The sequence below is a fragment of the Pseudomonas oryzihabitans genome (assembly GCF_024652905.1).
In the GTDB taxonomy this organism is placed as follows: domain Bacteria; phylum Pseudomonadota; class Gammaproteobacteria; order Pseudomonadales; family Pseudomonadaceae; genus Chryseomonas; species Chryseomonas benzopyrenica.
The window spans coordinates 124224-136967 of record NZ_CP102429.1 but is presented as its reverse complement, the minus strand read 5'-3'; the positions used below and the strand labels follow the sequence as shown (position 1 = coordinate 136967).

The window sequence follows — 12744 nt, the reverse complement described above, 5'->3', positions numbered from 1 at the left end:
GGCTCAAACCTGGCCGGGGGAGCAGCAACGTCGCCGGGTGTTGCGCCCGACTCGCCGGCGGATACGCTAGAGCCGTTTCGGCAGGTTACCGATGAGGAGGCTTGCTGCTATGGGGATCAGGAAGATCACCACGAGCGGAACGATCATCGGGGGTATAGGTAACGGCGCGATGAACGACAGCGCGAGTGCCATCACCACCCAGGAGATGATTTTTGAGCTGTAGGTGTTCAAGAATGGCGAGGAGTGATCGAAGTTGTAGCGCTTGATGTTCCAAGCCATGTAGCCCCCCAGCACGGCCGGCGCCAGAATGACCAACATGTAGGGCATCCACATCAGCAGGAGCAGGCTGCGGTAGTAGATGTGGTAGCAAACCTTGAGCACCGCCTCTCCTCGCCCCGCGATGAATGTTCCCCACTGCCGTTCGAGTGACTCCCACCCCGGGGTTTGCTTGCCTCCCAGGAAAAAGTCACGGACGGTCTCGTTGAGCCCACTTTCGAGATGGATGGTGCTGTAGAGCCGGGCCGTATCGTCGATCAGTTGGTCACTGGCGGCCTTGCCCATCATCGCCTCCCCCCAGTCCTGCTCTTTCAAGATCGCCCGGTCGATGAATGCGTTCGGCACGATGCACACGATCAACAGGATTTCGACGCAGACGAAGACCAGGGTTAGCCAGATTCCGGCGGGCATCTTTTCTTCGATATCAGCCATTGCGGTGCTCCTGGATGCTACGCCAGACGACGCCGATCGACGTGTCGGGCGGCAGCAGCAGCGCCTCCAGGCGATCCCGTACTGCCGCACCCTTGGTTTTCTCGACTTCGCTGAGCAGGCGCTTATGCATCTCGAGGAGCGCCGCCGTGGGCGCAGGCGATTGCTCGAGCAGCTCCGCCAACCCATCCAGGAAGGTGCCCATGAAGGCCACAAGACGGTCTCGATCGGGCTTGCCGAGCGCAGCCTGATACGAGCGCAGCGATCGGGTCAGAACGTCCCGACAGTCGGGGTCACTGGTCATCTCCTGCTCGACCCGAAACGCGGCAGGGACGACCTGCAGCGCGGTGGGCCAATCGCACTCGAGAACTCCCAACAGGGTCTTGGCTTTCGCATCGCCGTTAAGCAGGCGAGATAAGGACTCAAAACGGGTACGCATGGATCAAGCCGCCTCTTCAGCCAGCAGGCGGGCCCGAGCCACAGCCTTGTCGAATTTTTTGGGTTTGGTCAGTACCGGGATCCGGCCCTTCTCGACCTGGCCGCCGGCCAGGATGGCCAGGAACTCAAGGTCAGGCAGTTGCCCGAATAGTTGGGCGGGGAACAGCTCACCCTCCTCGTCCATCAGGCGCTCGCCAACGTTCAGCGAGTGCATGTGCGGATCGTCTTTGGTCGAGTTGCCCTGGGTGCGCATGACGTACTTGTAATACGTCGGCGGAATCTTCTCGGCGATGTACTTTTGCGTGTCCTGATCGGTAATCCGGAGCGCGATGACGTGGTTGGTGTTGCCCAGCACCTGGCGCGCCTTCGCCGGCGACCCCATGCGAGCCTCGAAGTCGGCGATGGTCTGGGTTGCGACGTAAATGCGCATTCCGGCGCCCCGCCCCTTGTTGAGGAGCTGAACGAGCTGGTCGTTGACGATTTCTGCGGCCTCATCGCAGAAAATGTTCACCGGCCGACGCTTTAGATTCTCGCTGCTTTCAAGGTTGTAGCGCTGGCCCGCGACCGCCGCCAGGTCGGCGAGGAAGATCGAGCCGATCGCGGAGCCCACCATCGAGTCGGACAGCGAATCAAGGCCAAGATAGAGCACCTGGTTGTTCTCGATGATCGTTTTCGAATCGGTGATTTCGCGGGTATCGCCACTATCGTTTTCGATTGGCGAAAGAATGGGCCCCATGTGACCTGCGGTCAGCATGTTCAATATCGGAAGCAGCGTCGCGATCATCTTTCCGAAGTGATCGCGATCGTGCTCGAACATGGACAGGATGCCCTCGAGGTCGGAGTTTGGCTTCAGCGGCACGATCTCAGTGCGGTAGACAGAGATCATGGCCTTTGCCTTGAGCTCCTCGGTCCTCGCCTGCCTCGTGGCCGCGGTTGCTAGCGCGTCGAAGGCTGGGTGAACGGACTTGCCGTATGCCGTAATCGCCTCAATGACCAGAGGAGCAAGGCCACCCTCGAGCGCGCGGCGAATCTGCACCAGCGTCGGGAAGATGTCGCAGAACAGCATGGCCTGGATGACGTTGTTCACGGCCATCTGGGCGAATGCCTGGAACGGTCCTTCGCCATCAGTCAGTGCGGCGATGCGCGAGGCCAGCTCTGTGGCGCGGCCGAAATTCTGCGTTGGAGAAATTCGCACGCAGCTGTCGGGGAATGCAGGATGGAAGTGCTTATAGCGGCTGACATCGCCGGCTAGCTCGCACGCCCGGCGCGCGTTTTCCGACATTTCCTTATCGCCCTTCGGATCGAGTATGACCACCGATTCGCCACGCAAAATGGCCTGGCTGATCAGCAGGTCGAACAGTCGGGTCTTCCCGCTACCCGTAGTACCTACGATCAGCGTATGGAGAGAGGCGAGCGTGTGCTTATACCCAATCGGCTTGTCCGGTTGCAGCGAGATCCCGTGGATCCAGGGTGAGCCCATGAAGCCCTCGGGAACCGGGGGCATGAGCTTCGTGATATCCCGCTTGAGCAGCTCGAATACCTGCTGACCTTCACGCTGCGTCCATTTGAAGCCCACGCCGATGTACATCTTTTCGCGATCGGCGAGCATCTGCTCGATGAGCTCATCTTGGCCCATCAGCGTAGCGGTCTTCGCACGCAGCCCCTGCCTTACCCGGTACAGGTGCAGCGCAGCAGGCACGCGCCGAAGCGCAAAACCACCCATCACACCCAAGGACAGGTAGAACGGCTGCGCAGGTAGGTTCGTGCTGAAATGGACAGCGCAGGTCCCAGCCATACCCAAGACCCAGCCCGCAATTTCGATCGCCTCGAAATTCGGCCGCCAAGGCATTTCATAAGTCCATTCGCTCATGCGGGAAACTCAGTCAGGTCAATGACGTGATTGTTTCCGACCTTGAGGTACGGGTAGTGCGCAATTAGCGCCCTCCTCAGGGTAAGTTCGCTGGTTTTCAGCTCGTACGCGAGCTGGAGCATCCTTCGGTCCGAGATGGAGACCACGGTCCGCCCGTCCGTCTTTTTCGGCGGACACCTCGAGATGACAGCGTCGGCGGTCGCCTGCAGTTGATTCGCCTCGTGAGCGTCGCGTGCCACGGTAGAAGAGTGGTCATAGGCGCCACTCGTAACCTGCTCGAGAAGCGCCCCCAGATACCGCGATAGCAGGAAGCCTTTGCGATGTAGGCCGGTATAGGTGCCGGTGAAGTCGTCGAATAGCCAGTTCGCGGCCATGAGCGCATCGCGGTCATCCAGCGTAAACCCTGGCTCGCTATGAAGGCAGTACGGCTTCCCGTCTCGCTGCAGCAACAGGTCTTTGTTTTCCGGCCGGGTGTACCAGAGGAGCTTCGCTGCAAGGTCTGGCCAGAGGGCGAGATAGGCAGTGACCTCTGAAGCGGCAACCTCGGGTACAGCCTTTCGCTCCGTCGGCTTCAAAGGTGATTTGGGCGGAGGCGGGCTTACGGCGTCCTGGGCAGCAGGACGAGGCTTTCGCGGCTGCCCGATGATCATCGGCGCCGGTCCAGGAGCCGCGCCACTGATCAAGAGCCCAGGTGGCGGCTGCTCGCGCGAAGTGCTCGGTCGCGTGGCCTTTGACGGTCCTGGTCTTGAACCGGCTGGATTTTGGCTTCCGGCGGCGGGACGCTTCCCATCCCCTGGGTTACCGGCCGATCGTGCAGTAGGGGCATGCTCAGCCCTACCACCGACCTTTCCCGCGGGTAGTGGCTGGCTGGCGAATGCGCTATTACCCCTGCCGTCAATGCCTTCGCCCGTAACCGGCGCTGCCGCGCGGGTATCCACCCCATTGCGGGAATCACCCGCACGAGCCTTCGGCCGTGGTGACGCTGGTTCACGTCCAGCGTCCTCACCTCTGTAAGATTCTTTCAGCGTCCTTCCAGGTGCTGCTGTCGCGTCCGGTTCGATGTTCACGGCCTGGTTGGGAGCAGGAACTCTCTGCGTTTGACGAGAGGCTGGGGAGGCAGTGTAAGAATCTTTCACGACGTCAATTTCGCCGCCCGCTGCTTCCATCGGCGGCCTGGTAGCCTTCGGTAGGTCAGGCGATTGTCCATCCAGAACCGGGTAGCGTTTCCGCTCCATTTCGGCGGGCAGCTCGACCGCTCGGGGCGAGTCCCCCGGTAGCGCAATGCCCTCGGCGCTGCCGACAGCACGCAATTGACCGAAGCTAAATTCGCCCGAGCCAATGAGCGCCGCGGGTATGACCATCGACGAAACAGGGCTGTCCGCACTGCCCTGTTTCGGCGGTAAATTCTCTGTCGGCGGCGTGGATAGCATCACGGCCGGCATGGCTGGATCAGCTGGTGTGGCCGCCGGCGCTATCAGGGCCCGATCCGGAAGATCCATGCCAACGAGTTCCAGCACCTCGTCATCGATATCGAAGTGATCGTGGGCGTAGACCGCATCAGCGTGCCGAACGGTTGGACCAGGTGAAATCGGTATGACTGCATCTAAACGTTCGGTCACCTGTTCTGCGGATGACTGCGGATGCTGGGGATCCGCCGGCGACCCTGTGGAGGCCGGTTGGGGGACATCAGGCTGCTCGGCGACGGCCGCGCCGCCGTCGCGGCTTCCTGCGTTTTCTTTCGAAGACCCGGTAGACCTGCCCTTCGATGACGAACGCTTGTCGAGCGTGGACGACAGCGACACAACGTGGGGCTCTTTCGTAACAGATCCAGACGCTAGGTCGTCGCCAGGCGCCGCACCTTGTATCAGTAGCCCACCGCCGCTATGCGTCGCCGTACGGGGTACAAGGCCAACCTTTTCTACCGTTTGCGGCCTACCAGGCGCTTTGGGTGCTTTGGGTCCACCACGGTGTTGGGCGTCTTTCCCATCACCCTTGGAAACGGTTTGGGCTGGGGCTGGGGCTGGGGCTGGGGCTGGGGCTGGGGCGGGTAGCGTGGCATCAACACCTTCCTGGTGCGGTGCTTCCGGCAATACCTCTACTGACGCAGCCGCAGTACCGCGCGCGTGTGGTAAGTCGAAGCGCAATTCGTGCGGCGGTAACCCCACAGTAGCGGCCACCGATGCCGGCGGCGTTTCGAACTTGAAGAGTGCCTCCGGATTGACCAGCTTCAGACACTTTAGGGTGATCGGCTTTTCCCGCCCGACGTTGATCATGTCGATGGTCGTGTGCCAATACATCGAGCCATCGTCGGCTTTGGCGACCACACCGTGATCTAGCAGTATGCCGCCGAGGACATCCGCACTCCGGGGAATTGCCTTCACTCCCTGCGAATGAAGGTATTCCGCGACCTCCGCCGCTGACTGGGACCATACGACATAGACTTCCCCGCCGATGATCCATACCCGCTGGCCAGGCTCGTTGATCCGCCACGTTTTCGTAGCGAGGAAATGGATCATCGTATCGAGCACCAGCGCCGGTATCGGCACGCCGCTGCCCATGCCAAATTGACGGGATGCGTCCCCGCCGTGCTTCTGCATGTCGAGCTCGACAGACTTCGAGTCGCACTTTGCAACGATCGACGCGAGGGCTTTGTCGCCCTCGCGTCCGGACATGGCATTCACCATCTCGGTGTAGATGTCCGCGCCTTCAGCCCGCAGCCATATCAACAGCTCCTGAGGCAAGAAGCGCGCTATGAGCGTGGCCGCGAGGTCCCGGTGAATGCCGTGGCGATTCGGCGTCCAGCTCAGGTAATAGCGGTCGATATCGTGCTCAGCAGCCCAGACCGGGATGGACGGGCCCATAGGGTCCCAATGGCGATCGCCCATCTCGTCCGCTACGACGACGTCGCTAAGCACCTTGCCCAGGTCGTGCATGAGAGCGGCCAACACCGCGGCGACGTACCAACGGTTTTCCCTCACCAATCGCTGCGCCGGATACAAGGCGTAGTCGAAAGAAGTGCATTTGCAGCTGTTGAACGCGAACATCGCCACTTCCAACGAGTGCGCAAGTAACCCACCTGGGCCCCGGTGATGATGTGACTGGGAAGCCGGGAGCAGGTGCACGAACTCAGCTACTCCCTCGAAAACCGGAAGCAGTAAGCGATCGAAGCCTCGATTGGGCATGCGTACGCCACTCGAGAGCTTCTGAAGGGTCACTTTGTGAGGCTGCAGCAACACTGTCCCCGGGACACGGGCTGGCCATCCTCGTTGAAACGGCGGGTACCGGAGCAGCGCTTCATCGCCAGCTTGGATGTACTGCTGGATCTCAGGCGCGCTCATGTCGAGCAGTTGAATATCACGCACGCTGGCGAGAGGCTTCGCCGCGGTTTTTTTCGGCGCGAACCATCTTTTGAAAAAACGCATCAAGGCCTCCAAAGTTGATGTCATTTTTTCAGGTCAAGCGGGGAAGGGTTGCTGAGTTACAGCCCGAAATTGGCCAGGATTAGCCGCTAACGGGCGTGGACGGCGCCATACACTCGCTGCTCCTAAGACCGGAGCACCTTGATGACACGAAGTGGCAGAACACAGAAAAGGGGCGAACTGGAGCAGGCGTCGTTACGGAAAGCGCAGGCGAGCATCGCCCGAAACGAGCAGACATTGGGTGCCATAGCAGACATGGTGATCTTCGACGCAAGGTCGCGTCAGGCGGACGACTATCCCGATATCGCTGTTGACCTCAATCCAGAGCGGCACCGCGACGACGCTACGTCCTTGCCATGGACAAGCCAGCGGATGCTTGGTCTCAAGCTACCGATCCTGTTTCTCGCGCTGCTTGCGAGCGGAATAGCCGCTGGCGTGCTGGTAGGTTGGGTGAGTTATGGCTCTGCGCTGTACCGGTACATTGCAGGCCAGTAGGACTGCTGCGATGGCGCGCCGGCGAACGACCGGCGCCTCCCTATCACTTCGCTTGCAGGCACTTCCCGCGGAGAGAAGGCGGCACACCTTTAGGACCGCCCTTTGCCACCAGTTCCCACTCGCGCTCCGTCAGGGCCATACCGGCACCCTTGCAGAACTTTCGGTACGCGACGAGATATTCGGCCTCGCTGCCGGCAACCACCGGCTTGCTGACCGGAGCTGAAGGCGCCGGCGGCGAGAATGCCAGGGCCTGGTCGATCGCACGCCCCATACCATAGGTGACCGCGGTGACCGCCACGCTGTCCTTCGGGCCTCGGCCGTCCGGCGCCACCTGCAGATCGTGGTAATTACCATGGGTCGTCATCACAACGTCCTCGCTTCCCATCACGTGCTGATACGCCGGCTTCCGTAGAGCTGCGCCGCCGCGGCCGTCATGCCCCCAGCTACTGTAAAACTCGTGGGCCAGACGGGTTGGAACGTAAGTTGTCTGCGGCTGCGGCACGGTGTCCTTGTTGTGGCTCGAGCAAGCAACAAGCAAGCTCCCTGCTACCAAGGCGACGAAGAGTTTTTGCATGGGATCCCCCTTAACGTTGCAGGGACGGTACCGCGACTTACTCGGCGCTTGGCCCAGGTTCACCCCTGGCCAGGGCATGAACTCGCGACTTGCGTTATTGCGGCCTTGCGTACATTGAGCATCTCAACAGGACTTCTGCAATGAAATCGACAGCCAATCGATCCGACAGCATCGCCTTTCTCCTCGGCTTCATAGCGGCAGCGGTACCGGGTAGCTGGTACCTACTCACCTTGAGCTATGGGGAGAACGGCGCGAAGGTCGCGCTGGTAGTTGCGGCCGAATTCGCGGCGGGTTTCATTGCGCAATACGTCCATCGAAAGATCAGAGCACGACGTACGTAGCGCGGAGCACAAACGAGATGAACGACAGCCAAGCACCCATCGAACCAGTGAAACGCTCGATCAATAGCCTGACCGCCTTCTGCAAGGCGATCGGGGCGACAAATCCGGAGGTCGTCGGCTCCGCTACGCAAACCTGGCTCGACCCTGCGATTCTGGAAGAGGACCCCAGAAGCAAAATGCGCATCTACGAATCGCCCAAGGTGCAAGCGCATATCGCAAGCCTGGTCGAGGCCTGGATGGACAACGACCATATCCCGATGGTCGAGGTGCAAGTCGTCGACGGCCGCTGCTACATCCGCAAAGGGGTATGCCGTATCCGCGCCGCGATGATCGCTCGGGAGCGAGGCGCGATGATCAAGCGTGTGGAAGTCTACGAAGCCCGCGGTCTCACCTCACCCATAGTCCGGGCGCTCACGGCTGACCAGCGACTTCCCCTGACGCAAATCGAACGTGCGCACGGGTATCAGAAGCTGGTCGACGAAGGTTGGACGACGGAAGCCATCGGTAAAGCAATCAAGCTCAGCGGCGCCCATGTCCGGGAAAGCCTGCGTCTGCTTCGACTGCCGGAGTCGATCCAGCAGCTGATCGACCAGGGTGTCATCAAGGCCCACACCGCACTGGACGTTGCCCGCGCACACCCGTCCGATGCCGAAAAACTCATCCTCGAGGCCTACCACAATCAGGTAGCCCTCCTGGCCAAGGAAGCTGTCGCCGACGGCGGCATTGCAGGCGACGGTCAGGAACCCGGAACACCGGCTCCGAACAGGCCGGTGCGTCTCACCGAGCGTGACATCGGTAGGCCGACACGTCGCATTGGCAAACGGTTTGTTTCTCAGATGGCCTCGACTATCACCGGCTTCTCCGAGCGACTGCGAGCTACAGCTGTCCCGAACGTGGCCCAAGGCACTGTCGCAGTAGAGATTCCCCAGGCCGATTACGAGGCATTCCTCAAGCTCTCAGACGAAGCCGCCGCGCACATCGCGAAAGTCGAAGAGAAGGTCGAAATTGGCGTCGGCCATCAGATCGACGCACGCGCCGCCGCCCCCTCCGCCACACGCCACTGAGTGACACGCCCAGCAGCTCGGCTGGGCGCGTTGCATCGAATCACAGGCGCTGTCCTACCGGGCAGCCCGTGCGCTTTACGCAAGCCTTGCACACCCCGGCCGCCGGTATCTTGGGACGGGCCTTCGCACCTTGCCCTTTCAATATCCAGTAGCGGTTCCACAGGCTAATGATCACGCTGCTGGGCAGAAGCCGCACAGCCGTATAGGTGACGCCCTGTGGGGTCACCAATCGCACGTAGCCCTCCGACGCCACGGGCCAGTTAGAGCCCAGAACTGTTTGGCTCTGGCGGGAAAGAATCGCTGCGTACACGCTCAGCTGAATCACGTCTTTGAGGTAAACGCGCGCGGCCGCCCTCCGTTTTGTGTCAACGACCACCAGCCAGCCGCCGGCAAGGAATACCTGGTCTACCCGCCCGTGCATCGGCACCGGCACATCGGTTTCGATATCCCGTTCAGACAACACGACCTGTCCTCCGCGAAGAAGGGGGGGTATCGGTTCACTCCAGTTCTGGCGCATATCCTAAGTCCTTGGTTCGCTATTAAAACCAGCATACCTCTGTTATTGAAAACGCAAGCGCTCACTCGCGCTACGCTGTCTTGCGTTTTTGCTTGGTGCGATTAAGGTAAAGACAGGCAAACCATTGGAGTTGGGAAATATGAAAGGTAAGCGTCGCGAAAAGCTTTCTGTTTCTGCTACCGAGCTTTCAAAGTTAGGGCACTGTGAGGTGATGGTAGCGCTTAGGCTCGCTGACGATCCCCACCACAATCAAAAGGAAGCTAATCTTGGTAACGCAGAACATGATCGCTTCCACTTACGAGCTGTACTCAACATGGGCACGACGGAAGAGTTCGAAAGGCTGAACAATAGCGTGCCGCAGAAACCCCGATAGGGCCTGTTGCACAGCCGACAGGCCTATACGAACGCCTGAAGCCTCTCCTGTCAATTTATCGCATATTGGCGAAACGTCTTAATACCGGAGGCACATTCGATACTGATACTTTCAAGTGCCCAAACGACTGGCCATAGATGGATGGACTATCCGAATTTAAATCAAGCCCAACTTGGGAACCCTGCCCTATCCAACCCTTCAACGGCCCATAAAGCTGGTTGACGCGATACACCGATCCCTCTACGTCACACGACGCGGTGCAATAGCACGCCTCGTGCCATTGACCAGGAAGACCAATCACCAGGGCCAGGTGCAGCCGATCCTCGTCTGGCAGCAAATACCCCCTAGCCACATAACGGGGATACTTGTTACTTATTACCTCAAAGCACCAGCATCGGTTCCTATCTAACGGTGGAAGCGCCGTTTTTCGAAGCGGGGTCAGGTTTGGCTCTGAAAACTCTTCGGATACGACCACCGGCGTTTCCCATGCTAGTCGACATAGCCTTATGTAACCAGCCCGGTTTTTCTTGGTATCCAAATGGCGCAGTGTCGAAAGGACAAGGGTATAGGCTACTATCGAAACCCCGAATGCAAGACCGGGCAAGGCAAAAAACAACAATAGGGGATTTGCCCAAGGAACAATATTGAGCCATAGCAACGCTGCTAATGCATGAAGTAATAACGAGACCCAGGGTTTCGCAGCGCTATAGGCTTCTGCAAGGACCAACTTCACCATCTGGCACAGCTCCTAAGTTAGCAAGTATCGCCCTGCGGGCCCCCGCTTGTAAGCCAGCAGAAAGGTCAAGGCCTTTCGCTGCTAATTTCACGAGCTGCAGCGCCTGCATTGATTGATAGGTAGGGTTTCTATAAACCGAAAATTTAGCCCACTCGGCTGCTCGCATTAGGATGTCGGGCTCACGGCTGGCCGTGACCAAAGAGATCGCATAATCGGCGGCGGCCTGATTATTTCCTCTTTCACCGGAGTACCGCAGGAAAGGCATCGCTCGGCTCAGGTCTCTTTCAAAGGTGCCGTTGCCAAACAGGTAGAGCCGCCCTATGGCGGCTGACGCGGAAACATCCCCAGCACACGCGCGAGTGCGAAGGTTCGCGACGTTCAGAGCAATGGGATCAACCCATTCGCCGGAAGGGGTATCTGCAGGCGCCGCAGGCTCGGTGGGTAGCGCGCTCACCGCCATACCAGGTGTCAGCCAGCCGCCAAGGACAAGCATCAACGCTACCTCAGCTATCACACACCTGCTTCTCATCACGGCGACGTTCGAAATGGCCTTATTGGGGTCCAGGGTACTCAACAACACCGCAGCGGTACCGTCAGTTCGTGCCCTCTACCGGCCCGAACCGCCGGCCTTTCGCCCTCCGCAGTCGATAGCATCGGGACATTGCCAGAGGAGGATGCTGCGTGGAATTTCAATGGACAGCGGAGCAGTTAGCGTTCCACGAATGCAAGGCCCCGCGGATCCGCGTGAAGGCTTTCGCTGGAGCCTCCAAAACCACCTCGCTGGAGGGCTATACCAAGCGGTACCCGAGGTTGAGATTTCTCTACGTCGCCTACAACCGAAGCATTGCCGACGAGGGAAAGGCGCGTTTTCCGTCCAACGTGAAATGCATGACTTCCCACCAGCTGGCCTTCAAAGCAGTAGGCCGGCAATTCCAGCACAAGCTTGGCGCGTCATTGCGGCCGGCAGACATGCGCGCCGTCCTGGGAACGAATGACTGGGCATTGATCAACGCGGTCATTGCGACGGTCAACGGGTACCTTTGCAGTGACCTGGAGGAGTTCCACGAGGATCACCTGCCGCTGTACAACGGACGCCCCATGGCCGAAATGCCTCCGGCGTTCATTGCGGAAGTCTTTCTCCAGGCCAAAGAGGTTTGGCGGCGCATGATCGATCCCCAGGACACGACCGTACCTCACCTTCACGACGCGTATCTCAAGCTCTACTACCTGAGTAAACCGGACCTCAGTGACCGCTTCGATGTGATCCTCGCGGACGAGGCCCAGGATCTGAACGGCATCACGTTGGGACTCATCAAAAATCAGTCGTGCCGAGTGATATTCGTCGGGGATCCTCATCAATCGCTCTATGCGTTCCGTGGCGCTGACAACGCCTTGTCCGATCCGGATCTGGATGACTCCGTCGATCTCTACCTGACGAAGTCCTTCCGCTTCGGGCCGGCGGTGGCCACCGTGGCCAACATCATCCTGAGCTACAAGGGCGAGCAGCTGAAGATCATCGGCGCTGGCCGGCCGACGCAGATCAAAACGCAGCTCGACGACGGCGTTCGAGGAGCTGCGTACCTCTGCCGGACGGTCTCTGGGGTGATCATGACCGCGCTGGAGTTTGCTCCTCAGGGAAAGACGCTCTACTGGGTTGGTGGCATTGAGGCGTACCAGATCGGCGACTTGGAAGACCTGGTCTGGTTCAGCCAGGGCAAGACCGACAAGGTACGGTCCAAGCGCCTTCTGAAGGATTTCGCCGACTGGACCTCCTATCTCGCCATGGCCAAGGAAAGCAAGGATCGGGAGATGGCCCGGCTCATTAAGGTGGTGGGTCTTTTCCCGGACATCGAGAAGCGACTGGCACGCCTGCGGGCACTGACCCAGAGGGACGAAAAGGACGCCGACGTCATCCTCTCGACCGCGCACCGCTCGAAGGGCCTTGAATGGACGCACGTCTACCTGGGCGAAGACTATCCCGACCCCCTGGATCCTGAGCTCGCGCCGGATGCGCGCCGTGATGAGCTCAACCTGCTCTACGTCGCAGCGACGCGAGCTAAGCATCAGCTGGCCATCAACTCTGTCATCTTGGGGATCATGCGGGATTTTGAGCGAAGCCGGAGGCGAGCGATCGAGCTCGCAGAGGCGGCTGACTAGCGTTGCTACTCGAGCACGCTTAGATGGGCAGAAGGGAAAAACGCATGACCCTGGC

The 12744-nt window shown here is 59.8% G+C and carries 11 protein-coding genes; 4 read left to right on the top strand and 7 right to left on the bottom strand.

The features are described from left to right. Positions 1-66: 66 nt before the first annotated feature. From NRG74_RS23280 to mobH, 4 genes are read right to left on the bottom strand one after another with little or no spacing between them, the layout of a single operon-like run. Positions 67-708 (bottom strand): DUF4400 domain-containing protein, encoded by a 642-nt coding sequence (locus NRG74_RS23280; RefSeq protein ID WP_257706723.1) that lies wholly within the window; start codon positions 706-708, stop codon positions 67-69. Then, entirely contained in the window at positions 701-1144 is a 444-nt protein-coding gene (locus NRG74_RS23275) for a hypothetical protein (RefSeq protein ID WP_074585277.1), read from the bottom strand. Before NRG74_RS23275 ends, NRG74_RS23280 begins: the two co-directional genes overlap by 8 nt. Before the next feature lie 3 nt (positions 1145-1147). After that, positions 1148-3013 carry a conjugative transfer system coupling protein TraD gene (traD, locus tag NRG74_RS23270; RefSeq protein ID WP_093256573.1) on the bottom strand — a complete coding sequence of 622 codons (1866 nt, stop codon included), beginning with the start codon at positions 3011-3013 and terminating at the stop codon, positions 1148-1150. Next, positions 3010-6459 carry a MobH family relaxase gene (gene mobH / locus NRG74_RS23265; protein WP_257706722.1) on the bottom strand — a complete coding sequence of 1150 codons (3450 nt, stop codon included), beginning with the start codon at positions 6457-6459 and terminating at the stop codon, positions 3010-3012. The genes traD and mobH overlap by 4 nt, the downstream gene beginning before the upstream one ends. A 117-nt stretch (positions 6460-6576) precedes the next feature. Between mobH and NRG74_RS23260 the strand changes: the two genes are divergently transcribed. Beyond that, the gene (locus tag NRG74_RS23260) at positions 6577-6927 is read left to right on the top strand and encodes a hypothetical protein (RefSeq protein WP_093256579.1); all 351 of its coding nucleotides are present in this window, start codon (positions 6577-6579) and stop codon (positions 6925-6927) included. A gap of 43 nt (positions 6928-6970) precedes the next feature. Here NRG74_RS23260 and NRG74_RS23255 read toward each other — a convergent pair whose 3' ends face one another. Continuing rightward, positions 6971-7501 carry a hypothetical protein gene (locus tag NRG74_RS23255; RefSeq protein WP_257706721.1) on the bottom strand — a complete coding sequence of 177 codons (531 nt, stop codon included), beginning with the start codon at positions 7499-7501 and terminating at the stop codon, positions 6971-6973. 140 nt (positions 7502-7641) lie between these two features. Between NRG74_RS23255 and NRG74_RS23250 the strand changes: the two genes are divergently transcribed. Together NRG74_RS23250 and NRG74_RS23245 are read left to right on the top strand one after the other, a co-directional pair. Continuing rightward, on the top strand, positions 7642-7842 hold the full coding sequence (locus tag NRG74_RS23250; protein ID WP_257706720.1) for a hypothetical protein: 201 nt from the start codon (positions 7642-7644) through the stop codon (positions 7840-7842). A gap of 17 nt (positions 7843-7859) precedes the next feature. Beyond that, positions 7860-8906: a ParB/RepB/Spo0J family partition protein gene (locus tag NRG74_RS23245; protein WP_108576216.1), complete on the top strand. Its 1047-nt coding sequence runs from the start codon at positions 7860-7862 to the stop codon at positions 8904-8906. Positions 8907-8946: 40 nt separating this feature from the next. Here the strand turns inward: NRG74_RS23245 and NRG74_RS23240 are convergent, their stop codons facing one another. Together NRG74_RS23240 and NRG74_RS23235 are read right to left on the bottom strand one after the other, a co-directional pair. Continuing rightward, positions 8947-9423: a PD-(D/E)XK nuclease family protein gene (locus NRG74_RS23240; RefSeq protein ID WP_108576215.1), complete on the bottom strand. Its 477-nt coding sequence runs from the start codon at positions 9421-9423 to the stop codon at positions 8947-8949. A 428-nt stretch (positions 9424-9851) separates the two neighbouring features. Then, entirely contained in the window at positions 9852-10532 is a 681-nt protein-coding gene (locus NRG74_RS23235; protein ID WP_257706719.1) for a hypothetical protein, read from the bottom strand. Between the two features lie 681 nt (positions 10533-11213). Here NRG74_RS23235 and NRG74_RS23230 point away from each other — a divergent pair. Next, a complete protein-coding gene (locus NRG74_RS23230; RefSeq protein WP_257706718.1) occupies positions 11214-12689 on the top strand; it encodes a UvrD-helicase domain-containing protein in 1476 nt (491 codons plus the stop codon). Positions 12690-12744: the final 55 nt, after the last annotated feature.